The organism is Burkholderia sp. lig30 (assembly GCF_000687455.2).
Lineage (GTDB): Bacteria > Pseudomonadota > Gammaproteobacteria > Burkholderiales > Burkholderiaceae > Burkholderia.
This window is the reverse complement of sequence record NZ_JGVW01000091.1, coordinates 12,629-37,779: the sequence shown is the minus strand read 5'-3', so window position 1 is coordinate 37,779 and position 25,151 is coordinate 12,629. Positions and strand designations below refer to the sequence as shown.

At 66.3% G+C, this 25,151-nt stretch carries 25 protein-coding genes; 21 read left to right on the top strand and 4 right to left on the bottom strand.

The features are described 5' to 3' along the window. The 9 genes from LIG30_RS18335 to LIG30_RS18295 form a co-directional block, all read left to right on the top strand. The coding region (locus LIG30_RS18335) for a DNA polymerase III subunit gamma/tau C-terminal domain-containing protein (protein WP_038714224.1) at positions 1-1,090 on the top strand (1,090 nt) is incomplete at its 5' end. A 94-nt stretch (positions 1,091-1,184) separates the two neighbouring features. Continuing rightward, complete coding sequence (locus LIG30_RS18330; RefSeq protein WP_038714215.1) at positions 1,185-1,511, top strand: YbaB/EbfC family nucleoid-associated protein; 327 nt, start codon at positions 1,185-1,187, stop codon at positions 1,509-1,511. Positions 1,512-1,548: 37 nt separating this feature from the next. Continuing rightward, positions 1,549-2,145 carry a recombination mediator RecR gene (gene recR / locus LIG30_RS18325; RefSeq protein ID WP_038714214.1) on the top strand — a complete coding sequence of 199 codons (597 nt, stop codon included), beginning with the start codon at positions 1,549-1,551 and terminating at the stop codon, positions 2,143-2,145. Positions 2,146-2,197: 52 nt separating this feature from the next. After that, on the top strand, positions 2,198-3,403 hold the full coding sequence (locus LIG30_RS18320; protein ID WP_038714212.1) for a CaiB/BaiF CoA transferase family protein: 1,206 nt from the start codon (positions 2,198-2,200) through the stop codon (positions 3,401-3,403). A 104-nt stretch (positions 3,404-3,507) separates the two neighbouring features. Then, on the top strand, positions 3,508-4,269 hold the full coding sequence (gene surE / locus LIG30_RS18315; protein WP_038714211.1) for a 5'/3'-nucleotidase SurE: 762 nt from the start codon (positions 3,508-3,510) through the stop codon (positions 4,267-4,269). Further along, positions 4,266-5,147 carry a protein-L-isoaspartate(D-aspartate) O-methyltransferase gene (locus LIG30_RS18310; RefSeq protein WP_038714209.1) on the top strand — a complete coding sequence of 294 codons (882 nt, stop codon included), beginning with the start codon at positions 4,266-4,268 and terminating at the stop codon, positions 5,145-5,147. Before surE ends, LIG30_RS18310 begins: the two co-directional genes overlap by 4 nt. Before the next feature lie 5 nt (positions 5,148-5,152). Then, the gene (locus tag LIG30_RS18305; RefSeq protein ID WP_038714208.1) at positions 5,153-6,052 is read left to right on the top strand and encodes a peptidoglycan DD-metalloendopeptidase family protein; all 900 of its coding nucleotides are present in this window, start codon (positions 5,153-5,155) and stop codon (positions 6,050-6,052) included. Between the two features lie 11 nt (positions 6,053-6,063). Then, positions 6,064-7,146 carry an RNA polymerase sigma factor RpoS gene (rpoS, locus tag LIG30_RS18300; RefSeq protein WP_038714205.1) on the top strand — a complete coding sequence of 361 codons (1,083 nt, stop codon included), beginning with the start codon at positions 6,064-6,066 and terminating at the stop codon, positions 7,144-7,146. A gap of 3 nt (positions 7,147-7,149) precedes the next feature. After that, a complete protein-coding gene (locus tag LIG30_RS18295; protein WP_038714203.1) occupies positions 7,150-7,926 on the top strand; it encodes a 3'-5' exonuclease in 777 nt (258 codons plus the stop codon). Between the two features lie 7 nt (positions 7,927-7,933). Here the strand turns inward: LIG30_RS18295 and LIG30_RS18290 are convergent, their stop codons facing one another. Beyond that, on the bottom strand, positions 7,934-8,788 hold the full coding sequence (locus LIG30_RS18290) for an endonuclease/exonuclease/phosphatase family protein (protein WP_038714202.1): 855 nt from the start codon (positions 8,786-8,788) through the stop codon (positions 7,934-7,936). Between the two features lie 135 nt (positions 8,789-8,923). Between LIG30_RS18290 and rlmD the strand changes: the two genes are divergently transcribed. Next, positions 8,924-10,321 carry a 23S rRNA (uracil(1939)-C(5))-methyltransferase RlmD gene (rlmD, locus tag LIG30_RS18285; protein ID WP_083494089.1) on the top strand — a complete coding sequence of 466 codons (1,398 nt, stop codon included), beginning with the start codon at positions 8,924-8,926 and terminating at the stop codon, positions 10,319-10,321. Between the two features lie 360 nt (positions 10,322-10,681). Here the strand turns inward: rlmD and LIG30_RS25485 are convergent, their stop codons facing one another. From LIG30_RS25485 to LIG30_RS18270, 3 genes are all read right to left on the bottom strand, one after another. Further along, positions 10,682-11,203 (bottom strand): DUF2778 domain-containing protein, encoded by a 522-nt coding sequence (locus tag LIG30_RS25485; RefSeq protein WP_083494088.1) that lies wholly within the window; start codon positions 11,201-11,203, stop codon positions 10,682-10,684. Between the two features lie 19 nt (positions 11,204-11,222). After that, complete coding sequence (locus tag LIG30_RS18275) at positions 11,223-11,705, bottom strand: Hcp family type VI secretion system effector (RefSeq protein WP_038714199.1); 483 nt, start codon at positions 11,703-11,705, stop codon at positions 11,223-11,225. A 437-nt stretch (positions 11,706-12,142) separates the two neighbouring features. After that, a complete protein-coding gene (locus LIG30_RS18270) occupies positions 12,143-12,841 on the bottom strand; it encodes a Bax inhibitor-1/YccA family protein (protein WP_038714198.1) in 699 nt (232 codons plus the stop codon). A 246-nt stretch (positions 12,842-13,087) separates the two neighbouring features. Between LIG30_RS18270 and ndk the strand changes: the two genes are divergently transcribed. The 11 genes from ndk (at position 13,088) to hflK (ending at position 25,140) form a co-directional block, all read left to right on the top strand. Continuing rightward, on the top strand, positions 13,088-13,513 hold the full coding sequence (gene ndk, locus LIG30_RS18265; protein ID WP_038714197.1) for a nucleoside-diphosphate kinase: 426 nt from the start codon (positions 13,088-13,090) through the stop codon (positions 13,511-13,513). A 57-nt stretch (positions 13,514-13,570) separates the two neighbouring features. Continuing rightward, positions 13,571-14,710 carry a 23S rRNA (adenine(2503)-C(2))-methyltransferase RlmN gene (rlmN, locus tag LIG30_RS18260; RefSeq protein ID WP_038714195.1) on the top strand — a complete coding sequence of 380 codons (1,140 nt, stop codon included), beginning with the start codon at positions 13,571-13,573 and terminating at the stop codon, positions 14,708-14,710. Between the two features lie 151 nt (positions 14,711-14,861). Continuing rightward, on the top strand, positions 14,862-15,923 hold the full coding sequence (locus tag LIG30_RS18255) for a helix-turn-helix domain-containing protein (protein ID WP_038714193.1): 1,062 nt from the start codon (positions 14,862-14,864) through the stop codon (positions 15,921-15,923). A gap of 76 nt (positions 15,924-15,999) precedes the next feature. Then, positions 16,000-17,304 carry a flavodoxin-dependent (E)-4-hydroxy-3-methylbut-2-enyl-diphosphate synthase gene (gene ispG / locus LIG30_RS18250; RefSeq protein ID WP_038714220.1) on the top strand — a complete coding sequence of 435 codons (1,305 nt, stop codon included), beginning with the start codon at positions 16,000-16,002 and terminating at the stop codon, positions 17,302-17,304. Between the two features lie 18 nt (positions 17,305-17,322). Then, positions 17,323-18,663 carry a histidine--tRNA ligase gene (gene hisS, locus LIG30_RS18245; protein ID WP_038714192.1) on the top strand — a complete coding sequence of 447 codons (1,341 nt, stop codon included), beginning with the start codon at positions 17,323-17,325 and terminating at the stop codon, positions 18,661-18,663. A 55-nt stretch (positions 18,664-18,718) separates the two neighbouring features. Then, positions 18,719-19,348, top strand: coding sequence for a tetratricopeptide repeat protein (locus LIG30_RS18240; RefSeq protein WP_038714191.1), 630 nt, complete (start codon positions 18,719-18,721; stop codon positions 19,346-19,348). Positions 19,349-19,392: 44 nt separating this feature from the next. Continuing rightward, the gene (gene bamB / locus LIG30_RS18235; protein WP_038714189.1) at positions 19,393-20,538 is read left to right on the top strand and encodes an outer membrane protein assembly factor BamB; all 1,146 of its coding nucleotides are present in this window, start codon (positions 19,393-19,395) and stop codon (positions 20,536-20,538) included. Positions 20,539-20,788: 250 nt separating this feature from the next. After that, positions 20,789-22,129: a ribosome biogenesis GTPase Der gene (gene der, locus LIG30_RS18230; RefSeq protein WP_038714188.1), complete on the top strand. Its 1,341-nt coding sequence runs from the start codon at positions 20,789-20,791 to the stop codon at positions 22,127-22,129. 168 nt (positions 22,130-22,297) lie between these two features. Continuing rightward, on the top strand, positions 22,298-22,537 hold the full coding sequence (hfq, locus tag LIG30_RS18225) for an RNA chaperone Hfq (RefSeq protein ID WP_038714217.1): 240 nt from the start codon (positions 22,298-22,300) through the stop codon (positions 22,535-22,537). Positions 22,538-22,609: 72 nt separating this feature from the next. Next, positions 22,610-23,773, top strand: coding sequence for a GTPase HflX (hflX, locus tag LIG30_RS18220; protein ID WP_038714187.1), 1,164 nt, complete (start codon positions 22,610-22,612; stop codon positions 23,771-23,773). Positions 23,774-23,820: 47 nt separating this feature from the next. Beyond that, a complete protein-coding gene (gene hflK / locus LIG30_RS18215; protein WP_038714185.1) occupies positions 23,821-25,140 on the top strand; it encodes an FtsH protease activity modulator HflK in 1,320 nt (439 codons plus the stop codon). Positions 25,141-25,151: the final 11 nt, after the last annotated feature.

Here is a 25,151-nt window from a genome sequence, read left to right as displayed (position 1 = left end):
AGCTCAAGCAGCTCAAGCAGCCCCGGTGGTGAAGCCGGCGGCCCAGCCGCATCCGGCATCCGAGGCGGCCTCTGCCAAGCCGGCAGCCGTTGCGCCTGCGTCGTCGGCTGGCGAAACGGCTCCGTCGGCTGCACCCGCGCAGGCGGCCGCCACCGATGCATTCGCCTCCGTGCGCGACGACGCGCAGCCGGCCGCTTCCGCGCCGGCTCCGGCATCCGCGCGGCCGGCCGAATCCGTCGCGCGCACCGCACCGGCCGAGTCCGGCGCCCGCACCGCGCCGCGCACGAGCGGCGCGGCCGCCGCGCTCGACGTGTTGCGTAACGCCGGCATGCGCGTGTCGACCGACCGTGCGCGCCCGGCCGCCGCGGCGAAACCGGCGGCGACGCCGGCCGCCGCGAAGCTCGCCGCACCGCGTCCGGCGGTACCGGTGCCGACGCCGCGGGCTGCCGCGCGCGCGCCGCAGCCCGAGACGCGCGACGCGCCGCCGCCGTGGGAAGACATTCCGCCCGACGACTACGTGCCGCTCAGCGCGGACGAGATGTTCGGCGGGCCGCCGGACGACGGTTTCGTGCCGGTGTTCGACAGCGGGCCGGACGACGTGCGCGTCGCGCCGAAACCGGCCGCGCCGGTGGATGCGCGCCCGCTGCCGCCCGCGATCGCGCTCGATCCGATCGGCTTCGACGGCGAGTGGCCGGCGCTTGCCGCGCGGCTGCCGCTCAAGGGCGTCGCGTATCAGCTCGCGTTCAATAGTGAACTGACGGCGGTCGACGCGACGACGCTCAAGCTGTCCGTGCCGGTGCCGCAATACGCGGATGCGGCGCAGGTCGCGAAGCTGAAGGCCGCGCTCGCGGAGACGATCGGCAAGACGCTCGAGATCGACGTCGAGGTTGGCCCGGCGCGCCGCACGGCCGCGGCGCTCGACGCCGCCGCGCGCGCGCAGCGCCAGCGGGACGCGGAACAGGAGATCCATGCGGACCCGTTCGTCCAGCAACTGGTGCGCGAATTCGGCGCGCGCATCGTCGACGGCTCGGTGCGGCCGCTCGCCGATGCGGCCGCGCCGCCGGACGGTGCGCCGCCGACGTTGCATTGAACGGGTAGCGTCGCAGCAGGCACAATCACGCTCACACACATCGGCCGGCACGCGCCGCGTGCCGGCTTTCACACGATCAAGAAGGAGTATTCCCATGTTGAAAGGCCAACTCGCCGGACTGATGAAGCAAGCGCAGCAAATGCAGGAAAACATGAAGAAGATGCAGGAGCAGCTTGCGCAGATCGAAGTCGAAGGGCAGTCGGGCGCGGGCCTCGTCAAGGTGACGATGACCTGCAAGAACGAGGTGCGCCGCGTGTCGATCGATCCGAGCCTGCTCGCCGACGACAAGGACATGCTTGAGGACCTCGTCGCCGCGGCGTTCAACGATGCCGCCCGCAAGGCGGAAGCGACGTCGCAGGAAAAGATGAGCGGCATGACGTCGGGCCTGCCGCTGCCCCCGGGCTTCAAGCTGCCGTTCTGAGCGCATTACCCGAATCCGGAGCCGCCGGCGTTTTCGCATGAAACAGCCCTCAGCCTTGTCCGCCCTCGTCGAGGCGCTGCGCGCGCTGCCCGGCGTCGGGCCGAAGTCCGCGCAACGCATTGCGTACCACCTGATGCAGCACGACCGGGAGGGGGCGGAGCGGCTCGGCCGTTCGCTGCTGTTCGCGACCGAGCACCTGCGGCACTGCGAGAAGTGCAATACGTTCACCGAAGCGCAGATCTGCGAGGTCTGCAGCGACACCGAGCGCGATCCGACGTTGCTGTGCGTTGTCGAGACGCCTGCCGACCAGATCATGCTCGAACAGACGATGACCTATCGCGGGCTGTACTTCGTGCTGATGGGGCGGCTGAGTCCGCTCGACGGCATCGGCCCCAAGGAAATCCATTTCGACCGGCTGGTGCGGCGCGCGTCCGACGGCATCGTCAAGGAAGTCGTGCTGGCGACCAATTTCACGAATGAAGGCGAAGCCACCGCGCACTACCTGGGCCAGACGCTGAAGGCGCGCGGCCTCGCGGTCACGCGTCTCGCGCGCGGGGTGCCGGTCGGCGGCGAGCTGGAGTATGTCGACGCGGGCACGATCGCGCGCGCGATGCTCGACCGCCGCACGATGTAGCGCCATGCGCCGCCCGTCGGCGGCGTCATCCATGTTCATGCCAGGGAGACACATGAGCACGAGCCAGGGCCCGCTCGCGGGCGTCAAGGTGCTCGAGTTCGGGACATTGATCGCGGGGCCGTTCGCCTCGCGTCTCTTTGCCGAATTCGGCGCCGAAGTCATCAAGATCGAAGATCCGAAAGGCGGCGATCCGCTGCGCAAGTGGCGCAAGCTATACCCGGAGGCGGGCGGCACGTCGCTGTGGTGGGCGGTGCAGGCACGCAACAAAAAATCGGTCACGCTGAACCTGAAGACGGACGAGGGCAGGGACATTGCGCGCCGGCTCGCGGCCGAAGCCGACATCGTGATCGAGAACTTCCGGCCGGGCCTCCTCGAAAAGCTCGGGCTCGGCTACGACGTGCTGTCCGCCGCCAATCCGGGCCTCGTGATGGTGCGCCTGTCCGGTTACGGGCAGACCGGACCGTATCGCGACCGGCCGGGCTTCGGCGCGATCGCCGAATCGATGGGCGGGTTGCGGCACATTACCGGCTATCCGGAGCTGCCGCCGCCGCGCATCGGCATCTCGATCGGCGACTCGATCGCCGCGCTGCACGGCGTGATCGGCGCGCTGATGGCGCTCCATCACCGCAACGCGAACGGCGGTACGGGGCAGGTGGTCGACGTCGCGCTGTACGAGGCCGTGTTCAACATGATGGAGAGCGTCGTGCCGGAGTACGGCGTGTACGGTCTCGTGCGCGAGCGCACGGGCGCATCGCTGCCCGGGATCGTGCCGTCGAACACCTATGCGTGCCGCGACGGCAGCATCGTGATCGGCGGCAACAGCGATCCGATCTTCAAGCGGCTGATGAAGGCGATCGAGCGCGACGACCTCGCCGACGATCCGGCGCTCGCGCACAACGACGGCCGCGTGCCGCGCACGCGGGAGATCGACGACGCGATAGCGGCATGGCTCGCGCCGCGCACGATCGACGAGGCGCTCGCGGTGCTGAACGCCGCGGACGTGCCGGCCGGGCGGATCTACAGCGCCGCCGACATGTTCACCGATCCGCAGTTCGTCGCGCGGCAGATGATCCAGCGCTTCAGGCTCGGTGACGGCACCGAGATCCCGCTGCCGAACATCACGCCGAAGCTGTCCGGCACACCGGGCGAAACGCGCTGGCTCGGCCCCGAGCTCGGCGAGCACACCGACGAAGTGCTGCGCGGGCTCGGCTACGACGCGGCGGCGATCGCCGCGCTGCGCGAAGCGGGCGCGATCTGAGCAGAAATGCCCGCCGCGCAACGCGCCGGCGGGCCGCATGCGGCGGCGCGCGGGAAGCGCCGGATGTCGCTCGCGCGCCATCTTTCCTCGGTTACAATCGCCGCATGCGAATCCTACTCAGCAACGACGACGGCTATCTCGCCTCCGGTCTCGCCGCGCTTCACGACGCGCTGCGGCCGCTGGCCGAGCTGACCGTGATGGCGCCCGAGCAGAATTGCAGTGGCGCGTCGAACTCCCTGACCCTGTCGCGGCCGCTGTCGGTGCAGCGTTCCGCGAGTACGGGTTTCTTCTATGTGAACGGCACGCCCACCGATTCCGTGCACGTCGCACTGACCGGCACGCTCGACGCGAAGCCGGATCTCGTCGTGTCCGGCATCAACAACGGCCAGAACATGGGGGAGGACACCCTGTATTCGGGAACCGTCGCGGCGGCGACCGAAGGCATCATGTTCGGCGTGCCGGCGATCGCGTTCTCGCTGGTCGACAAGGACTGGGCGCACCTCGCCGATGCGGCGCGCGTCGCGGCCGAGATCGTCAGCCACTATCTCGCGCATCCGCTGCCCGGCCAGCCGCTGCTGAACGTCAACATCCCCAACCTGCCTTACGACGCGATCAAAGGCTGGAAGGTCACCCGCCTCGGCAAGCGGCACCCGTCGCAGCCGGTGATCCGCCAGACCAACCCGCGCGGCGAGCCGATCTTCTGGATCGGGCCGTCGGGCGATGCGCTGGACGCGAGCGAAGGCACGGACTTTCACGCGGTAGCGAACGGTTTCGTGTCGATCACGCCGTTGCAGCTCGATCTCACGCATACGCAGATGCTGTCCGCGACGCGCGATTGGGCACGCGCCGAGGGGCGTGCTTCATGAGCGGCGGGCGCGCGAAGCGGTTTCCGCTTGCGCTCGAAGATCTCAAGCGCGAGCCGCGCAAGGCCGAGGGCCTGGCCGGCGAACGCCATGCGGCGGGCGAGTCTGCCCGTCTGCGACTGTCGGGCGGCGCGCCGCGTGCGCAGGACAGCCGTCCCGCGCGCAACGGCGCCGCGATGCCGGCCAAACATCCCGACAACAAAGCCGCGCCGAGCGTTGCGCAGGCCGTCCCGCACGCGCTGACGTCGGAACGCGTGCGCGAGCGGATGGTCGAACGGCTGCGCGCGAACGGCGTGACCGACGCGCGCGTGCTGGCGGCGATGGCCGCGGTGCCGCGCCATATGTTTGTTGATCCGGGTCTCGCCACGCAGGCCTACGAAGACTCCGCGCTGCCGATCGGCCACCACCAGACGATTTCCAAGCCGTCCGTCGTCGCGCGGATGATCGAGCTCGCGGCGGCCGGCCGCACGCTCGAGCGCGTCCTCGAGATCGGCACCGGATGCGGCTATCAGGCCGCCGTGCTGAGTCACGTGGCGCGCGATGTGTATTCGATTGAACGTGTCAAGCCGCTCTACGAGCGGGCCAAGCTGAATCTGCGGCCACTGCGCGTGCCGAACATCCGCCTGCATTACGGCGACGGCCGCGTCGGCCTGCCGTCGGCGGCGCCGTTCGACGCGATCGTGCTCGCGGCAGCGGGGCTCGATGTGCCGCAGGCGCTGCTCGAGCAGCTGACGATCGGCGGGCGCCTCGTCGCCCCGGTCGGCGCGCAGAGCGGACAGCCCCAGGTGCTTACCCTCGTGGAGCGCGTCGCGCACGCGCAGTGGCGCGAGTCGCGGCTTGATCGCGTTTTCTTTGTCCCTTTAAAATCCGGAGTGATTTGAAACCGATGAGTATGTTGCGCGCGATGGAAAACAATCGTTTGAAGGTACCGCTCACGCTCGCCCAGCGCGCGATCTGTGTGGCAGCGTTTTCGCTTCTGGCCGCCTGTGCGACGCGGCTCGACAACGCCCCCGTTGTCGACCGTTCGGGCGCGCTCGGCGCGATGCCCGGCGCGCAGCCTGCGGTGCCGCTCGGCCCGCCGCCTCCGGGTTTCTACCGCGTGAAGCCGGGCGACACGCTGTACCGGATTGCGCTCGAGAACGGTCAGAACTATCGCGACATCGCCGCCTGGAACAATCTGGCGAACCCGAATCAGATCGAGGTCGACCAGTTGCTGCGCGTCGTGCCGCCGGGTTCGCCGGCGGTCGCGGGAGCGGGCGTCGCAACCGCGCCGGTCGCCGGTGCGGCCGTGCAGACCGCGCCGCTGAGCAGCGGTCCCGCGGTGCCGGCCAACGGCAATGGTTCCGGTTCCAGGGCGGCAGCGGCGCCGGCGGTCGCGCCCGCGGCCGCATCGAGCGACACGTCGGTCGTGCCGAGCGGCCCGGTGACGTTCGCATGGCCGGCGCGCGGCCCGGTGCTGAACGGTTTCGACGACGCGAAGAACAAGGGCGTCAACATCGGCGGCGCTACCGGCGAGTCGGTCAAGGCGGCGGCGGACGGCCGCGTCGTCTACGCGGGCAACGGCCTGCGCGGCTATGGCAACCTCATTATCATCAAGCACGACGCGACTTATCTCACAGCGTATGCACACAATCGCGCTTTGATGGTAAAAGAGGGGGACGCGGTGACGAAGGGACAGAAAATCGCCGAGATGGGTAATAGCGATGCCGACCGCGTGATGCTGCATTTCGAGGTTCGCCGACAGGGTAAACCTGTCGATCCGCTGAAGTATTTGCCGCCTCAATAGACGAGACGACCATGCCGAAATCGAAGCGCCACGAGCCGCAAGCCGAGTCTGAGAAGATCAGTCGCGCCACGCAAGCATCGGTGGAGCGCGCTGGCGCTTCGACGGAGGAAGAAGACGACGCCGCCGACAACGAGCGCGAATTCGAGGCGCGCGACGCGGAGGGCGGCGACGAGGAGCGGGAAACCACCGCCGCCGCCGCGCCGGACATCGACGATTTCCGCGCGATGCTGCAGGCGGAACTGACCGCCGACACGATCCAGCATTACCTGAACCGCATCAGCGTCAAGCCGCTCCTGACGGTCGAGGAAGAGCAGCGCTATTCGCGGCTCGCGAAGGCGGGCGAATTCGATGCGCGCCAGGTGATGATCGAGCGCAACCTGCGGCTCGTCGTCAGCATTGCGAAGGGCTACCTGAATCGCGGCGTGCCGCTGCTCGACCTGATCGAAGAGGGCAATCTCGGGCTGATGCACGCGATCGAGAAATTCGATCCGACGCGCGGCTTCCGGTTCTCGACCTACGCGACCTGGTGGATCCGGCAAAGCATCGAGCGGGCGATCATGAACCAGGCCCGCACCGTGCGCCTGCCGGTGCACGTAATCCGCGAGCTCAACCAGGTGCTGCGCGCGAAGCGTCACCTCGAAAAGAACTCGATGTCGACGGGCGAGGCGGCGGACCGCCGCGAAGCCAGCATCGACGACATCGCCTACCTGACCGGCAAGACCGCCGAGGAAGTCACCGACATTCTCGCGCTCAACGAACACACCGCGTCGCTCGACGCGCCGCTCGACCTCGATCCGGCGAGCAGCCTTCTCGACTTGCTGCCCGACGACCAGAGCCAGTCGCCGGATGCCGAAGTGCAGCACCGCGAGCTCGAGACGCTCACGCGCGCGTGGCTGTCGCGCCTGTCCGACAAGCACCGGCACGTGATCGAGCGCCGCTTCGGCCTGAATCACATCGAGCCGGCGACGCTCGAGGAGCTGGCCGACGAGATGGGGTTGACCCGCGAGCGCGTGCGTCAGATCCAGCAGGAAGCGCTGGTGCGCCTGAAGCGGTTTTTCGCCTCCAATGGCGTTCGCAAGGACGCCGTTCTGTAACCGATGACACCCATTCTGGTTTTTGACATCGAGACAATTCCCGATGTCGACGGCATTCGCCGTCTCGACGATTTGCCCGCCACGCTCGACGATGCCGCGGTGGCCGAACATGCGTTTGCCGCGCGCCGCGAGAAGACCGGCAGCGATTTCCTGCCGCATCACCTGCAGCGCGTCGCCGCGATTTCATGCGTGTTTCGCGACCAGAACGGCTTTCGCGTGCGTTCGCTCGGCACGCCGCAGGACGGCGAAGCGGCGCTGATCCAGTCGTTCTATCGCGTGATCGAGAAATACACGCCGCAGCTCGTGTCGTGGAACGGCGGCGGCTTCGACCTGCCGGTGCTGCATTACCGCGCGCTGGTGCACGGCATCGCTGCGTCGCGCTACTGGGATCTCGGCGAGGACGACCGCGACTTCAAGTGGAACAACTACATCTCGCGCTATCACTCGCGGCACACCGACCTGATGGACCTGCTCGCGATGTACCAGGCGCGTGCGAACGCGCCGCTCGACGCGCTCGCGAAGCTGTGCGGCTTTCCCGGCAAGCTCGGGATGGACGGCAGCCAGGTGTGGAAGGCGTTTCTGGAAGGCCGCATCGACGAGATCCGCAACTACTGCGAAACCGACGTCGTCAACACGTACCTGCTGTACTGCCGCTTCCAGCTGATGCGCGGCGGTCTCACGGCAAGCGAGTACGCGGACGAGATCCTGCTCGTCAAGAGCTCGCTGATGCAGGAGACGGCGCCGCACTGGGCAGAATACCTCGCGGCGTTCGACGCGTAGCGCGCGGTCAGCCCAGTTCAAGCACGATCGGCTGGTGATCGGACGCGCGCACGTCGCCGTCGATCTCGCAGCGCGTGACGCGCGGCAGCAGGCTCTCGGTGACGAACACGAAGTCGCATGCGAGCGGCCCCTCCGACCATTGTTGCGTGTCGTAGACGCCCGCCGTCGGTGGCGGGGTTTGTCCCGGGTGCAGCGCCGTCCACGCGTCGACGAAGCGCGGTACGGCGTCGATCGGTTCGATGAAGCGGCGGTAGGCGTCGCTGCCGAACGCGCTGTTGAAGTCGCCGCAGACGATCGCATCGCGCGGCTGTCCGGTCGCGGCGAACGGCCCCGCGGCATTTTCCGCCGGTGCCGGGTGGTCGGCGTGCGCGCAGGCTTCGCGATGCCGGTCGCGCAGTGCGTCGACCTGCGCGAGCCGCTGCCGTACGGAATAGTATTCGAGGTGGGTGACGGTCACGCGTACCGGCCCGGATGCGGCCGACAGCTCGACTTCGAGCGCGACGCGCGGCATCGACGGCGCAGTGTCGTCGGCGGGCCATGGCAGCAGGCGGCGCATCACGCGCCCGGCCGGCAGGCGGGTGGCGAGCGCGTTGCCGAACTGCCGGCGCGGCTGGCCCGGCGCGGCCGGCGGCAGGTCGGTGCCGATCGCCTCGACGATCGTGTAGCCGGGCAGCAGCGCGGCGAGTTCGACGAATTGGTCCGGGCCCGGGTGGCCGGGCAGCGCGCCGAATCCGCGCGTGACTTCCTGCAGGCAGAGCACGTCGAAATCGCCGAGTGCGCGGGCGGCCGCGATGGTGCGGGGCAGGTCGACGATGCCGTCCGCGTCGCGGCCCCATTGAATGTTCCAGTCGATCAGTCGCACGGTCGAATCTCCTGTCGATCAGGTGTCGACCGGAGTGAGCGCTTCAGCGCTTACTCCGGTCCTGCGGAAAGCGGGCGAGCGAGGCGGTCCTTCGTCTACAATCTCGCATTCTTCATCGTTTGTCAGGAAAAGCTGGTGTCTGAAGCCGTCCCCACTTCCGCACGCAAGTTGAAAAGCGTGCCAGCCGCGCCCGAAAGCGCCCCGGTTCTCGAGATCGAATCGCTCGACATGGAAGCGCGCGGTGTCGGCCGCGTGACGACCGAGGACGGCGAGCCGGGCAAGGTCATCTTCGTCGAGGGCGCGCTGCCCGGCGAGCGCGTGACCTATTCGAGCTTCCGCCGCAAGCCGAGCTACGAGCAGGCGCAGGTTGTCGATATTCTGCGCCCAAGCGTGATGCGCGCGCAGCCGAAATGCGCGTTCTTCGGCACCTGCGGCGGCTGCTCGATGCAGCATCTCGACATGCGCGCGCAGGTCGCGATCAAGCAGCGCGTGCTCGAAGATAACCTGTGGCATCTCGCGAAGCTGCGCGCGGAGTCGATGTTCTCGCCGATCCACGGGCCGTCGTGGGGCTATCGCTATCGCGCGCGCCTGACCGTGCGCAACGTCGTGAAGAAGGGCGGCGTGTTGGTCGGCTTCCACGAGCGCAAGAGCAGCTACGTCGCGGACATGACGAGCTGCGAAGTGCTGCCGCCGCACGTGTCGGCGATGCTCGTGCCGCTGCGCAAGCTGGTCGAGGGGCTGTCGATCCGGGACCGGATGCCGCAGATCGAGCTGGCGGTCGGCTCGCAGGTCACCGCGCTCGTGCTGCGCGTGCTGGAGCCGATCAACGCGGCCGACGAGGCGCTGCTGCGCGCGTTCGCCGACGAGCACAAGGTGCAGTTCTGGCTGCAGCCGAAGGGGCCGGACACGGTGACGCCGTTCTATCCGCTCGACGTCCAGCTCGACTACACGCTGCCGGAATTCGGCATCCGCATGCCGTTCAAGCCGACCGACTTCACGCAGGTCAATCATCAGATCAACCGGGTGCTGGTCGGGCGCGCGCTGCGCTTGCTCGCGCCGTCGCGCGACGATCGCGTGCTCGACCTGTTCTGCGGCATCGGCAATTTCACGCTGCCGCTCGCGCGCCTCGCGCGCGAGGTGATGGGGATCGAGGGCAGCGAGGCGCTGACGACCCGTGCGCTCGCCAACGCGCGCGAGAACGGCGTGGACGGCCATACGTCGTTTGCCTGCCGCAACCTGTTCGAGGTGAGCGCCGACGACATCCGTGCGCTCGGCGCATTCGACAAGTTCCTAATCGATCCGCCGCGCGAAGGGGCGCTGGCGGTGTCGAAGGCGCTGGCCGATATTGCGCAAAGCGGCGAAGGGCCGCTGCCGAAGCGGATCGTGTACGTGTCGTGCAACCCGTCGACGCTCGCGCGCGACGCCGGCCTGCTGGTGCATGAGGCCGGGTATCGCCTGAAGGGCGCGGGTGTGGTCAACATGTTCCCGCACACGTCTCACGTCGAGTCGATCGCGCTGTTCGAGCGCGATTGAGTCGCTGACGGGGTGGCCTCGGAATTCGGGGAAAGTCGTATGCCGAAGCAGGCCACCCTAATAAGAGCGGTTCAAAAATGATCAAAGAATGATTGGGGTGCACAGTCACCCTAATCTGACTGGTGCCTCACTTCGAAGAATCGCCAGAGTTTCATGATCAACACATAAGCGACTATGGCGGCGACGAGGTCTACGAGCGCCATCGCGCCCATGTAAAACAATTCATAGTCGTCTACTCCGAATTTTTCCGAAATGACAATCAACTGCTGCTGTTGATCTGGTGTCATTGGAATCGGGTAGGTGTGGACGTATCTCCCGGATAAAAAGAACAATCCACAAAACAAAAGAGTCTTGGAAATCCTACGGACAAGTGTTGCCATGTGTAACGACCTCAATCCATCCGTATGCGTGCAGCCCTGAGTGGCGTGCGGGAATGGTGGTTGTCTGCAGCAGCGCCTGTCGGAGAGTCTGAAACTGCGAACGACTTTGCAGCGTGATACATCCCAGCGAGAGTCCACTGCCGCCGATCGGATGCAGCCGGAAATTGCCACGTTCGACCCCATTTATCCATGTATGGTCGTCAATCTTGCCATCATCGCGATACAAGGCAAACCATTCCGAATGATTGGACGGCGCACCCAGAATGATCGTGTTCCACGCATCCTTAGCCTGCGCTTGTACTTGAGATCGAATGCCGCCGGCGGGTCGGTCGACTATCCAATATTTCCCGGCGGGGATGGGCCCTTTTTCCTTTAGAGCCGTGCATCCCCCTCGATTGCGGTAGATGCCATCGCCGGAGAAAGCCATGAATGTGCCGACACCAAAAATGAATAGTGGTGACAGCGGCGCGTTGTTTACAACGAATTTTCCCTGCAAAGCCATCGAATGTCTTTCCCGGTAGTTATCGGTCGTTCCACGCGTCAGTGAACTTGATGTTGCCGTCCGTGTAATGCCATGTGATGTGCTCATACATCATGGAAATGGATTCCATGTGGTTGAGTGCAGACATATCCATCAGCTTGGTGTTAGCCATTCCGGGATTGATGCCTGCGATTTTCACGCCTTCCAGCAGTATCACAAAGTAGACCTCTTCCTGGCCTGCGTCGTTGATCCTGTACCACTTCAGTTCCGCAGATTGCAGCGTCTGCCCTTTGGCGACGGCCTTGTAAAGGTACGGGCTGGACGCATCAAACTCCTTCTCGATGCTCATGGGAGAGTGCGAGCGGGTGCCGGTAATTTTTCCGGAGCTGCTATCGACTGGGAGATTCAGGCCGTGACTGAAGCCGATCACCTCGATACTTCCCTCGCGTCCCTGCACGGTACCGGAGCCCTTGATATCCGCCCCGCCGTCGTCCTTGAGCCACATATACGCTGGAATCGGCATGCTGGTTTGCGCTCCCGGTAAAGTTGAGAACCATGGTTTCTGGCAGAGCTCTCTAACCCTGCCCGGCTACACAATACATGAGGATTGCTATGTATTGAAGTGAAATTGTAATATTGTCTGCGGCCGGATGTGGCGTGCCTCATTGTCTGGCTGGGCGTTGGGTGGGTGCCGCTGCTGTTCCCTTCTCGCATTCGCCGGGAGGTTGTGGTCGCCATTCGCGAGGGCGTCACTGCGTGCATGTGCTGGTCGCCGTCACGCCTGCCTGAGGCGCCTTCGGGTGCGATCGAAATCCTCGCCCAATGTGAAACGACCCGGCCGCAAATGCGGCCGGGTCGTCAAGGGTTGTCCTTCTCGCTATACTCGCCGGTTCCGCAGCAGAAGCGATAACGGAACGGCATTGCGCCTGTTGGCGGGTGCTCGTGTCGCGCGCAGCCGCGTCAGTTGCGGTTGCCGCCGAAGATGCCGAGCAGCGCGAGCAGGTTGGTGAACACGTTGTACAGATCAAGGTAGATCGCGAGCGTGGCGGAGATGTAGTTCGTCTCGCCGCCGTTGACCACGCGCTGCACGTCGAACAGCATGTACGCGGAGAAGATCGCGATCGCGAGCACCGACACGGTCAGCATCAGCGCCGGCAGTTGCAGGAACATGTTGGCGACCATCGCGAGCAGCAGCACGACGACGCCCATGAACAGCCATTTGCCGAGGCCGGAGAAATCGCGCTTGCTGACGGTGGCGATCGTCGCCATCGCGGCGAAGATGATGCCGGTGCCGCCGAACGCGAGCATGATCAGCGACGGGCCGTTCGAGAAGCCGAGGATGAAGCTGAGCAGGCGCGACAGCATCAGGCCCATGAAGAACGTGAAGCCAAGCAGCACGAACACGCCGGCGCCGCTGTTCTTCGTGCGCTCGATCGCGAACATGAAGCCGAACGCGATCGCGAAGAACGCGAGCAGGCTCATCGCAGGGCTCGTGGCTGCGAACAGCGAGAAGCCCGTCGTCACGCCGACCCATGCGCCCAGCACGGTCGGCACCATCGACAGCGCCAGCAGCCAGTAGGTGTTGCGCAGCACGCGGTTGCGGACCTCGACGGAGCTGACGGCGCCGCCGCGGCCGAAATTGTACTGATAGTCGTTCATGGTTTCTCCTGACGTTGAACGCATGGCGTCCGGGCGGGCCCGGCGCACGGTGTGCGCCGCAGCAAGCCGCTGCCGCTATGGCTAAGATACGTTCCGTGCCAGGAGGTTTCAATGGCCTCGGCAAACAGAACGCATGTACCTTGAAACCTTTCATGCGCGTAAGGGTTCAATCGCAATGATACACGGGATCGTGCTACAATAGCGGATTCATTTGGAAGTGTAACTTCTTAATTTCTTGGAGTTTTTATGGCAATCGAGCGCACCCTGTCGATCATCAAGCCGGATGCGGTGGCAAAGAACGTGATCGGCCAGATCTACAGCCGTTTCGAAGGCGCCGGTCTGAAGGTCATCGCAGCGCGCATGGCACACCTGTCGCGCGCTGACGCAGAGAAGTTCTACGCAGTCCACGCAGCACGTCCGTTCTTCAAGGACCTCGTCGATTTCATGATCTCGGGCCCGGTGATGATCCAGGTTCTGGAAGGCGAAGGCGCGATCCTGAAGAATCGCGACCTGATGGGCGCGACGGATCCGAAGAAGGCGGAAGCGGGCACGATCCGCGCCGACTTCGCCGACAGCATCGACGCGAACGCGGTGCACGGCTCGGACGCGCCGGAAACGGCAAGCGTCGAAGTCGCGTTCTTCTTCCCGGAAATGAACGTTTACTCGCGTTAAGCACTGGCTGAGCATTCAGGCAGGCAGGATTCAGCGCACGCGGCAAGGCAGGGCACCATGACGAGCGAAACTTCCGTCAATCTTCTCGACTTCGACGCCGAGGGCCTTGTCGCGTACTGCGGCAGCCTCGGCGAGAAGCCGTTCCGCGCCAAGCAACTGCAGCGCTGGATCCATCAGTACAACGCTGCCGATTTCGACGGCATGACCGATCTCGCGAAATCCCTGAGGGAAAAGCTCAAGGGCCGCGCGACGATCACGATGCCGGACATCGCCAGCGATCACGTTTCCGCCGACGGCACGCGCAAGTGGCTGATCGACGTCGGAAACGGCAATGCGGTCGAAACCGTATTCATCCCGGAAGAGACGCGCGGCACGCTGTGCGTGTCGTCGCAGGCCGGGTGCGCGGTCAACTGCCGCTTCTGTTCCACGGGCAAGCAGGGCTTTTCCCGCAATCTGTCGACCGCCGAGATCATCGGGCAACTGCGGATGGCCGAGTTTGCGCTGCGCGCCTCGCTCGGTCGCGCGCCCGGCCCGAACGGCAAGGCCGAACGGGTGATCACCAACGTGGTGATGATGGGCATGGGCGAGCCGCTCCTCAATTACAGCGCGGTCGTGCCGGCGATGCGCCTGATGCTCGACGACAACGCCTACGGGCTGTCGCGGCGCCGGGTCACGCTGTCGACGTCCGGCGTGGTGCCGATGATGGACCGTCTCGGCGCCGAGCTGCCGGTCGCGCTGGCCGTTTCGCTGCACGCGCCGAACGACGCGTTGCGCGACATGCTGGTGCCGCTCAACAAGAAGCATCCGCTGCGCGAGCTGATGGCAGCTTGCCAGCGTTATCTGAAAGTCGCGCCACGCGATTTCATTACATTCGAATACTGCATGCTCGACGGCGTCAACGACACCGAAGCGCATGCGCGCGAACTGCTGGCGGTCACGCGCGACGTGCCGTGCAAGTTCAACCTGATCCCGTTCAATCCGTTCCCCGAGTCGGGCCTCATCCGCTCGAAGCCGGAACAGGTCAAGCGCTTCGCACAGGTGCTGATGGATGCGGGCGTCGTCACCACCGTGCGCAAGACGCGCGGCGACGACATCGACGCCGCATGCGGCCAGCTGGCCGGCGCGGTGAAGGATCGCACCCGGCTGGCGGAACGCACGGGTACGTCGGGGAAGATCATCGAAGTCCGGGCAGTGTGACGGGGTTGCCCGAAACGTTTGGCGGTAATACGCGCGAATAGCGATCGGAAGCGGCGCCCTGGGGCGCCGTGTGTGGTGTAACGTCGCGGGTTGCGGGCCGGCACGAGCCGGCGGAACCCGCCAGTGAAGAAGAATCGACGCGAGGATAAGGATGAGTGAGCCGCAGCCGTCAAATGGCGCAGACATGAATGCCGGGAATCCGGCAACGGCTGGACTGGAATCGCTGGCTGCCGTGGGGAGCCGTCTGGCGCAGTTGCGCGAGGCGAAGGGCTGGTCGGTCGACGACGTGTCGGCGCGGCTCAAGGTCGCCCCGCAGAAGCTGCGCGCGCTCGAGGCTGGCGACATCAGCCATCTGCCCGGCTTGACGTTCGCGCTTGGCGTCGTGCGCAGCTACGCGAAGATGCTCGGCGTCGATCCCGAACCGTTCGCGCACGCGCTGCGGCGCGAACGGGGCGTGCCGGAAATCGATCTGTCGCTGCCGGCGGCGGCGGGTGCGGACCTGCCGCGCGGCCGCGTATCGATCCCGCTCGGCGGGGCGACGCGCCATCGGCCGTGGCTGTGGGGCGCAGCGGCGGCGGTCGTCGCGCTGATCGCCGCGGCGATGTGGCACACTGGCGGCGATTCGTCGAACTGGCTCGCGCGCTTCAAGGGCGGCGCCGCACAAGGCGCGTCCGGCGCGCAGGTGCAGCAGGCGGCGATCGCGTCCGCGCCGGCTGCCGAAAGCGCGAGTTCGGCCGCCGCATCGTCTGTCGCGGCCAGCGACGCTTCGGCGTCCGCGGTCGCGGGTAGCGCGCCGGCGGCCACGGCTTCCCAGCCGGCCGTCGCTGCGGCTTCGGCCGCATCGGCCGTCCCGGTCGCGGCTGCGCCGGTGTCGCAGCCTGTCGCGGCCGTCGTGCCGCCGGCAAGCGCCGCCGCGGCAGCGGCTTCGCAGCCGGCAGCGGCCTCGCAGCCGGCGGTGTCGGCAGGCCAGTCGATGGTCGAGCTCAAGGTCAAGCAGGACTGCTGGTTCAGCGTGCGCGACAAGAACGGCAAGGAACTGTTCTCCGCGCTGGTTCACGCGGGCGAGACGAAGCAGATCGTCGGCGCCGCGCCGCTCAAGGTTACCGTCGGCAACCTGGCGGGCCTCGATGCGGTCGCATTCGACGGAAAAACCGTCGACCCGGCAAAATATTCGGCAACGCGGGGGAACGTGGCGCGGTTCACGTTGCCCTGACGGTAAGCGCCGTTGCACGGCGCTTTTTCAATTCGTGCGCCGCGTCGCGGCGCATTCGGCGTAAATGGATCTATCGATGCAATCCGAAGCTCAATCCCCACGCAGCAGTCAGATTTGTTCAACCGAGCCGGTGTTCGGCGGGCAGGCGCCGCGACGCGTGTCGCATGCCGTGGATATCCGTTGGGGCGGGCAGCTCGTGACGATCGGCGGCAATGCGCCGGTGCGCGTGCAGTCGATGACGAATACGGATACCGCCGACGCGATCGGCACCGCGATCCAGATCAAGGATCTGGCGAACGCGGGTTCCGAGCTGGTGCGTATCACGGTCAACACCCCGGAGGCCGCCGCCGCCGTGCCGGCGGTCCGCGAGCAACTCGACCGGATGGGCGTGACCGTGCCGCTCGTCGGCGACTTCCATTACAACGGCCACCTGCTGCTGCGCGACCATCCCGGCTGCGCGGAAGCGCTGTCGAAGTACCGGATCAACCCGGGCAACGTCGGCCAGGGCGCGAAGCGCGATACGCAGTTCGCACAGATGATCGAAGCGGCGGCCAGGTATGACAAGCCGGTTCGCATCGGCGTGAACTGGGGCAGCCTCGACCAGGACCTGCTCGCGCGCATGATGGACGAGAACGCCGCGCGCGCGGTGCCGTGGGAGTCGCAGAGCGTGATGTACGAGGCGCTGATCCAGTCCGCGATCAGCTCCGCCGAGCGCGCGGTCGAGCTGGGCCTCGGCCGTGACCGCATCGTGCTGTCGTGCAAGGTCAGCGGCGTGCAGGACCTGATCGCCGTCTACCGCGAGCTCGCGCGCCGTTGCGGCTTCGCGCTGCACCTCGGGCTGACCGAGGCGGGCATGGGCTCGAAGGGCATCGTCGCGTCGACGGCCGCGCTCGGCGTGCTGCTGCAGGAAGGCATCGGCGACACGATCCGCATTTCGCTGACGCCGGAGCCGGGCGCGCCGCGCACGGGCGAAGTGGTGGTCGGCCAGGAAATCCTGCAGACGATGGGCCTGCGCTCGTTCGCGCCGATGGTGATCGCGTGCCCGGGTTGCGGCCGCACGACCAGCACGCTGTTCCAGGAGCTCGCGATGCAGATCCAGACCTACCTGCGCGAGCAGATGCCGGTCTGGCGCAAGCAATATCCGGGCGTCGAGAAGATGAACGTCGCGGTGATGGGCTGCATCGTCAACGGCCCGGGGGAATCGAAGCACGCGAACATCGGCATCAGCCTGCCGGGCTCGGGCGAGAACCCGGCCGCTCCGGTCTTCGTCGACGGCGAGAAGGTCAAGACGCTGCGCGGCGAACGCATCGCCGAGGAATTCCAGCTGATCGTCAGCGACTACGTCGAACGCACCTACGGCCGCGCTGCGGCATTGAACTAATTCGTCCACCGAAGACAGATGACTGAACAAAAACGCAAGATCGAGAAGCTCACGGGCGTCAAGGGCATGAACGACATCCTCCCGCAGGATGCCGGCCTGTGGGAGTTCTTCGAAGCCACCGTGAAGTCGCTGCTGCGCGCGTACGGCTACCAGAACATCCGTACGCCGATCGTCGAGCACACGCAGCTGTTCACGCGCGGCATCGGCGAAGTGACCGACATCGTCGAGAAGGAGATGTACAGCTTCACCGACGCGCTGAACGGCGAGCACCTGACGATGCGCCCGGAGAACACCGCCGCCGTCGTGCGCGCGGCGATCGAGCACAACATGCTGTACGACGGCCCGAAGCGCCTGTGGTACATCGGGCCGATGTTCCGCCACGAGCGTCCGCAGCGCGGCCGCTATCGCCAGTTCCACCAGGTCGGCATCGAGGCGCTCGGCTTCGCGGGCCCGGACGCGGACGCCGAGATCATCATGATGTGCCAGCGCCTGTGGGATGACCTGGGCCTGACCGGCATCAAGCTCGAGATCAATTCGCTCGGCCTCGCGGAAGAGCGCGCCGCGCACCGCGTCGAGCTGATCAAGTATCTGGAGCAGCACGTCGACGCACTTGACGCCGACGCGCAGCGCCGCCTGTACACGAATCCGCTGCGCGTGCTCGACACGAAGAATCCGGCGATGCAGGACATCGTCGAGAACGCGCCGAAGCTGATCGACTTCCTCGGCGAAGCATCGCGCGCGCACTTCGACGGGCTGCAGCGTCTGCTGAAGGCGAACAACGTTCCGTTTACGATCAACCCGCGTCTTGTGCGCGGCCTCGACTACTACAACCTGACCGTGTTCGAGTGGGTCACCGACAAGCTCGGCGCGCAGGGCACGGTCGCGGCGGGCGGCCGCTACGATCCGCTGATCGAGCAGCTCGGCGGCAAGCCGACGGCCGCATGCGGCTGGGCGATGGGCATCGAGCGCATTCTCGAGCTGCTGAAGGAAGAGCAGCTCGCGCCGGAACAGGACGGTGTCGACGTCTACGTCGTCCACCAGGGCGAAGCCGCGCGCGAGCAGGCATTCATCGTCGCCGAGCGTCTGCGCGACACCGGCCTCGACGTGATCTTCCACTGCAGCGCCGACGGCGCGCCGGCGAGCTTCAAGTCGCAGATGAAGCGGGCCGATGCGAGCGGCGCGGCATTCGCGGTGATCTTCGGCGAAGAGGAAGTCACGAACGGCACCGCGGGCGTGAAGGCGCTGCGCGGCGCGGGCGAGGGCAGCGAGAAGAACGCTCAGCAGACCGTACCGGTCGAAAGCTTGACCGAATTCCTAATCGATGCGATGGTTGCAACCGCCGATGACGGCGACGACTGATCGCGTTGGCGTTCGCTCGACATACACGGCCTGAACAGGAGGGAATCGCTAGGCGATGAGTTACCACGACGAACAAGAATCGATTGAAAACCTCAAGGCGTGGTGGACCCGCTGGGGCAACCTCACCACGTGGATCGTCCTCGCGGCGCTGGTCGTCGCGGCCGGCTTCAATGGCTGGAACTACTGGCAGCGCCGCCAGGCCGCGCAGGCGGCCGGGCTGTACGAGCAGGTGCAGAAGGCCGCCGTCGCGAACGACAAGGCGACGATCGGCCGTGCCGCCGCCGACATGGAAGACAAGTACGGCGGCACGCCGTACGCGCAGATGACGGCGCTCGCCGCGGCGAAGGTGCTGTACGGCGCAGGCGATGTCGCGGGCGCGAAGGCGCAGCTGCAATGGGCCACCGATCATGCGAAGGACGACGAGTACAAGCAGATCGCCAAGCTGCGCCTCGCGTCGCTCCTGCTCGACGAAAAGGCCTACGACGCCGGGCTCGCACTGTTGTCCGGCACGCCGGCCGACGCGTTCAAGGGCCTCGTGGCCGATCGCCGCGGCGACCTGCTCGCCGCGCAGGGCAAGACAGACGACGCGCGCGCCGCGTACAAGCTCGCGCTCGACGGCCTGCCGAAGGAAGATGCGTCCGCACGCCAGCTCGTGCAGTTCAAGCTGGACGCGCTGGGCGGCTGAGCCCGCGATTCCCTTCAACCTTTTTATCTTTGCTTCGCTAACCGATGAATTTGCTGAAACGTTACGCTGTGCCCGTTGCCTGTGCGGCGGCCGTCCTGGCATTGGCGGCCTGCTCGTCGTCGAAGGACGCGCGTCGCGTGCCGACGCCGCTCACCGAGTTCAAACCCGTCCTCGACGTGCGGCAGATCTGGAAGGCGAGCGTCGGCGGCGGCGGGCGCTACCTGTTCTCGCCGGTGGCGGTGGGCGATGCCGTGTTCGTCGCGGGCGAGAACGGCTCGGTCGAGAAGATCGACGGGAAGACCGGCGAGCGGATCTGGCGCACCAAGCTGGATTCGGACCTGTCGGCCGGCGTCGGCAGCGACGGCAACCTGACGGCGGTGGGCGCGCTCAAGGGCGGCGTGTTCGTGCTCGGCCAGGACGGCAAGCTGCTGTGGAAGACGAGCGTGCAGGGCGAGATTTTCTCGCCGCCGCTGGTCGGCAACGGCCTCGTGGTGGTCCGCACGATCGACGGCCAGGTGATCGCCTTCGCCGCGCAGACGGGCGAGCAGAAGTGGAACTACCGCAACCGCGCGGTGCCGCTCAACCTGCGCGTGTCGGCGGGCATGACGTTCGCTGGCGACGCCGCGGTGCTGGCAGGCTTCCCGGGCGGCGGTCTCGTCGCGATCAACCTGCAGACCGGCGAGCCGTACTGGCAGACGCCGGTGTCGTTCCCGAAGGGCGTGACGGAAGTCGAGCGCATCAATGACGTCAGCGGGCCGCCCACGCTCGTCGGCGCGCAGTCGTGCGCGGTGACGTTCCAGGGGCAGCTCGGCTGCTTCGACGCGAACTCGGGCCGCCCGCTGTGGGAAAAGGCGTTCTCGAGCCGCAGCGGGCTCGCACAGGACGAGACCGTGGTCGCGGGCGGCGACGACTGGTCGGTCGTGAGCGCCTACGACGTGGCGAGCGGCAACCCGCTCTGGCGCAACGACAAGCTCAAGAGCCGCGATGTCGGCGTGCCTTACCTGCTGGGCCGTGCGCTGGTGATGGGCGATTACAAGGGGTACGTGCATTTCCTGTCGCGCGAGGACGGCTCGTTCATCGCGCGGATGAAGACCGACGGCAGCCCGATCACGGCGGCGCCGGTCCTCGCGGGCAACACGCTCGTCGTGCAGACGAAGGACGGCGGCCTGTACGGCTTCCGTCCGCGTTAAGCGCGGCGACGCGCCGGCGCGGCGCGGCCGGAAAACCGGCCGCAAGCCGTGCCGGCGCACGAAACAAAGGCGGCCGGTGTCCCCGGCCGCTCGGTATTTGCAACGCAGTTCGAGACGAAAGACAGACGGCGCGCACCGCGCGCCAGGCGCGCGCATCCGCCGCGGCGCGAATTCGTGATAATTTCCATTCAGCGCAGCCGCCCGCAGCAGCGGGCCTCCCGCTGCTGCGCTTCACAGTAGACAAGATCAGATGAAACCGGTCATTGCCCTCGTTGGGCGCCCCAATGTGGGGAAATCCACGCTGTTCAACCGGCTCACGCGTTCGCGCGATGCGCTGGTGGCCGACTTGCCCGGCCTGACGCGCGATCGCCACTATGGCGAGGGGCGAGTCGGGGAACGCCCGTACCTCGTCGTCGATACGGGCGGCTTCGAGCCGGTCGCGAAGGACGGCATCCTCCACGAGATGGCGCGGCAGACGCGCCAGGCGGTCGAGGAGGCCGACGTCGTCGTGTTCATCGTCGACGGCCGCAACGGCCTCGCGCCGCAGGACAAGTCGATCGCCGACTACCTGCGCAAGACCGGCCGGCCGATCTTCCTCGTCGTCAACAAGGCCGAGGGGATGAAATACACGGCGGTCGCGTCCGATTTCTACGAGCTCGGGCTCGGCGATCCGCGCGCGATCTCGGCCGCGCACGGCGACGGCGTGACCGACATGATCAACGAGGCGCTCGGCGTCGCGTACGCGGGCCAGCCGGAAGAAAGCGAAGAGGATGACGCGTCGCGCGGCATCAAGATCGCGATCGTCGGCCGGCCGAACGTCGGCAAGTCGACGCTCGTCAACACGCTGATCGGCGAGGACCGGGTGATCGCGTTCGACATGCCGGGCACGACGCGCGACTCGATCTACGTCGATTTCGAGCGCAACGGCAAGCACTACACGCTGATCGACACGGCAGGCCTGCGCCGCCGTGGCAAGGTGTTCGAGGCGATCGAGAAATTCTCGGTGGTGAAGACGCTGCAGTCGATTGCCGACGCGAACGTCGTGATTCTTCTGCTGGATGCGCAACAGGACATCTCCGACCAGGACGCGCACATCGCCGGCTTCGTCGTCGAGCAGGGCCGGGCGCTCGTCGTCGGCGTCAACAAGTGGGATGGCCTCGATTCGCACGTGCGCGAGCGCACCAAGGCGGATTTGACGCGCAAGCTGAAATTCCTCGAATTCGCGAAGTTCCATTTCATTTCCGCTGCGGAAAAGACCGGCATCGGCGCGCTGATGCGCTCGGTCGACGACGCGTACGCGGCCGCGATGAAGAAGCTGCCGACGCCGAAGCTCACGCGCGCGCTGATCGAAGCGGTCGAGTTCCAGCAGCCGCGCCGCCGCGGGCCGGTGCGTCCGAAGCTGCGCTACGCACACCAGGGCGGCCAGAATCCGCCGATCATCGTCATCCACGGCAACGCGCTCGATGCGGTGACCGAGACATACAAGCGCTATCTGGAAAACCGTTTCCGGGAAACTTTCTCCCTGACGGGCACTCCATTGCGCATAGAGTTCCGCTCGTCGACCAACCCGTATACGGCGGACAAGAGCTGAGCGAACGTCCGCTATACGCGTTCGCCGGGCGCGCCAGGCAAGGGGTCGGCCGAATGGCCGGTGCCCGGGCGTGGCGGGCAAAATCGGCTATAGTGTAGCGATTGGCGGCGGATCTCTTTTTCTTCGCCGCCAATCCAGATCAACCTGCAAAACAAGATGGAGTACGCCATGAGCAACAAAGGGCAATTGTTACAAGACCCGTTTTTGAACGCACTGCGCAAGGAGCACGTTCCGGTTTCGATCTACCTCGTCAACGGCATCAAGCTCCAAGGGAACATTGAATCGTTCGACCAGTACGTCGTGTTGCTCCGGAATACGGTGACCCAGATGGTGTACAAGCACGCCATCTCGACGGTCGTGCCGGCGCGCCCGGTGAATTTCCACCCGGATGCCGAATCTGCGTCCTAACCCCATCGCCGCGGCTGGCATCGGTCGCCGCGTGCGACCGATGCCAGCCGTCATATCTTGATATCCGACAATTTGATCAACGCCGCGCTCGTCGGCATCGACTTCGGCAAGACCGATTTCGAAGCCAGTCTCGAAGAACTCAGCCTTCTCGCATCCAGTGCGGGTGCGCATCCCGCCGTTACCCTGACCGGCCGCCGGTCCAGTCCCGATGCCGCGATGTTCGTCGGCAGCGGCAAAGCCGAAGAACTGCGGCTGGCCTGTGAAGCCAACGACGTCGAAATCGTCATCTTCAATCACGCGCTCGCGCCCGCCCAGCAACGGAACCTGGAGCGCGCGCTGGACCGGCGGGTGGTCGATCGCACCAGCCTGATCCTCGACATCTTCGCGCAGCGCGCGCGCAGCCACGAAGGCAAGCTGCAGGTCGAGCTCGCGCAGCTGCAATACCTGTCGACCCGCCTGATCCGCGCATGGACCCACCTTGAGCGGCAAAAGGGCGGTATCGGCCTGCGCGGCCCCGGCGAAACCCAGCTCGAAACCGACCGCCGCCTGATCGGCGAGCGCATCAAGATGCTGAAGTCCCGGCTCGACAGGCTGCGCCGGCAGCACAGCACGCAGCGCCGCCAGCGCGCGCGCAGCGGCACGATGTCGGTGTCGCTCGTCGGCTACACGAACGCCGGCAAGTCGACGCTCTTCAATGCGCTGACGAAAGCGCAGGCGTATGCGGCTGACCAGCTGTTCGCGACGCTCGACACAACGTCGCGGCGCGTCTATCTCGGCGGCGACGTCGGGCAGATCGTCGTGTCCGACACGGTCGGCTTTATCCGGGAGCTGCCGCACCAGCTGGTCGCGGCGTTTCGCGCGACCCTCGAGGAAACGATCCACGCGGATCTGCTGCTGCACGTCGTCGACGCGTCGAGCGCGGTGCGTCTCGAGCAGATCGAGCAGGTCAACGGCGTGCTGCACGAGATCGGCGCGGACACGATCCGGCAGGTGCTGGTGTTCAACAAGATCGACGCCGTGCCCGAGCTGGCGGCCCGGGGCGACGCGGTCGAGCGGGACGAGTATGGTAATATTTCGCGCGTCTTTTTGAGCGCGCGCACTGGTCAGGGTCTGGACGCGCTGCGCGCTGCCATTGCCGAGATCGCGACCGCGGAACATCTTTCCGGCGCAATGCCGCTCGACGGCGTGCCGGCAGAAATACACGAAGACCACACGATTTCCGAACAGGGGCGCTAACCGGTCCCGGCCGGTTAGCCGGCGTCTAATCTGGTGAACAAACTCTGGTGAACGAATACAACGAGCGGAGTACCTGGCAGCGAATGCGCGCCCTGCTGTCGATCAACGACCCCCGCTGGGGCCGTGGCGAAGGCAACGGCGGGCCGAAGCCCCGCGCCAACGAATCGAAGCGCCCGCAAGGCGGTGACGGCGATGGTCCGCCCGATCTCGACGAAATGTGGCGGAATTTCAACCAGCGCCTGAACGGCCTGTTCGGCAACAAGGGCGGCAACGGCTTTCGTCCGGACAACGGGCGCGCTGCACGCGTTGGCGTCGGCATCGTGATCGGTGTGCTCGTTGCCGTGTATGCCGGCAGCGGGCTGTTCGTCGTGCAGGAAGGCCAGACCGGCGTCGTGATGCGGCTCGGCCAGTATGCGGGCACCGTAGGCCCCGGCGTGCACTGGCGGCCGCCGTATCCGTTCGGCGCGCAGGAAACCGTCGACACGTCGTCGATCCGCTCGATCGACGTCGGCCGCAGCAACGTCGTGCAGCTCGCGAACGTCAAGGAGACGTCGATGCTCACGCGCGATGCGGACATCGTCGACGTGCGCTTCACCGTTCAGTACCGCATCCGTTCCGCGGCCGACTACCTGTTCCGCTCCGCCGATCCCGAGCACAGCCTGCTGCAGGCCGCGCAGGCGGCCGTGCGCACGATCGTCGGCACGCGCAGCGCGACGGACGTCCTGAGCCAGGATCGCGACGCGCTGCGGCAGCAGCTGAGCACGGCGATCCAGCGGGATCTCGACCGCTACCAGACGGGTCTCGAAGCGACCGGCGTGACGATGCAAAGCGTCGCGGCGCCCGAGCAGACGCAGGCCGCGTACGGCGAAGTCGCGAAGGCGCGTGACGCGCGCGAGGCGGCGAAGCGCAACGCACAGGCCTATGCGAACGACTTGCTGCCGAAGGCGCAGGGCGATGCCGCGCGGATGATCGACGAGGCAAAGGTTTATTCCGATCGGGTCGTCACGCAGGCCGAAGGCGACGCCGAGCGCTTCAAGCAGGTCTACGCGCAGTATTCGAAGGCGCCGGCGGTGATCCGCGAACGGATGTACCTGGAGACCATGCAGGAAATCTATTCGAATTCGACGAAGATCTATACCGGCAACAAGGGCGGCAACAGCCTGCTGTATCTGCCGCTCGACAAGCTCATCGAGCAGGGGCGCCAGGGTGCCGCGGCGCCGTCGGGCGCATCGGCGGCGGGTGCGCCCGCTGCGCCGGCCGCCAGTGCGCCGGCTAGCGCGGCAGCGGCCGCGCCGGCCTCCGGCGGCGATTCGGTGCGTTCGCGTGAAGCGTTCCGCAGCCGGTCGCGCGAAGACGATCTTCAGTAACGGGAGCGCAT

Bases quoted from the DNA above. Each gene is read 5' to 3' on its own strand.
- rlmN (WP_038714195.1), top strand. From the start codon at position 13,571: ATGACGAGCGAAACTTCCGTCAATCTTCTCGACTTCGACGCCGAGGGC.
- surE (WP_038714211.1), top strand. From the start codon at position 3,508: ATGCGAATCCTACTCAGCAACGACGACGGCTATCTCGCCTCCGGTCTC.
- LIG30_RS25485 (WP_083494088.1), bottom strand. From the start codon at position 11,203: ATGGCTTTGCAGGGAAAATTCGTTGTAAACAACGCGCCGCTGTCACCA.
- LIG30_RS18320 (WP_038714212.1), top strand. From the start codon at position 2,198: ATGAGCACGAGCCAGGGCCCGCTCGCGGGCGTCAAGGTGCTCGAGTTC.
- LIG30_RS18305 (WP_038714208.1), top strand. From the start codon at position 5,153: ATGAGTATGTTGCGCGCGATGGAAAACAATCGTTTGAAGGTACCGCTC.
- LIG30_RS18275 (WP_038714199.1), bottom strand. From the start codon at position 11,705: ATGCCGATTCCAGCGTATATGTGGCTCAAGGACGACGGCGGGGCGGAT.
- der (WP_038714188.1), top strand. From the start codon at position 20,789: ATGAAACCGGTCATTGCCCTCGTTGGGCGCCCCAATGTGGGGAAATCC.
- ndk (WP_038714197.1), top strand. From the start codon at position 13,088: ATGGCAATCGAGCGCACCCTGTCGATCATCAAGCCGGATGCGGTGGCA.
- rpoS (WP_038714205.1), top strand. From the start codon at position 6,064: ATGCCGAAATCGAAGCGCCACGAGCCGCAAGCCGAGTCTGAGAAGATC.
- LIG30_RS18330 (WP_038714215.1), top strand. From the start codon at position 1,185: ATGTTGAAAGGCCAACTCGCCGGACTGATGAAGCAAGCGCAGCAAATG.
- hfq (WP_038714217.1), top strand. From the start codon at position 22,298: ATGAGCAACAAAGGGCAATTGTTACAAGACCCGTTTTTGAACGCACTG.
- LIG30_RS18255 (WP_038714193.1), top strand. From the start codon at position 14,862: ATGAGTGAGCCGCAGCCGTCAAATGGCGCAGACATGAATGCCGGGAAT.
- LIG30_RS18295 (WP_038714203.1), top strand. From the start codon at position 7,150: ATGACACCCATTCTGGTTTTTGACATCGAGACAATTCCCGATGTCGAC.
- bamB (WP_038714189.1), top strand. From the start codon at position 19,393: ATGAATTTGCTGAAACGTTACGCTGTGCCCGTTGCCTGTGCGGCGGCC.
- ispG (WP_038714220.1), top strand. From the start codon at position 16,000: ATGCAATCCGAAGCTCAATCCCCACGCAGCAGTCAGATTTGTTCAACC.
- LIG30_RS18270 (WP_038714198.1), bottom strand. From the start codon at position 12,841: ATGAACGACTATCAGTACAATTTCGGCCGCGGCGGCGCCGTCAGCTCC.
- hisS (WP_038714192.1), top strand. From the start codon at position 17,323: ATGACTGAACAAAAACGCAAGATCGAGAAGCTCACGGGCGTCAAGGGC.
- recR (WP_038714214.1), top strand. From the start codon at position 1,549: ATGAAACAGCCCTCAGCCTTGTCCGCCCTCGTCGAGGCGCTGCGCGCG.
- LIG30_RS18240 (WP_038714191.1), top strand. From the start codon at position 18,719: ATGAGTTACCACGACGAACAAGAATCGATTGAAAACCTCAAGGCGTGG.
- LIG30_RS18310 (WP_038714209.1), top strand. From the start codon at position 4,266: ATGAGCGGCGGGCGCGCGAAGCGGTTTCCGCTTGCGCTCGAAGATCTC.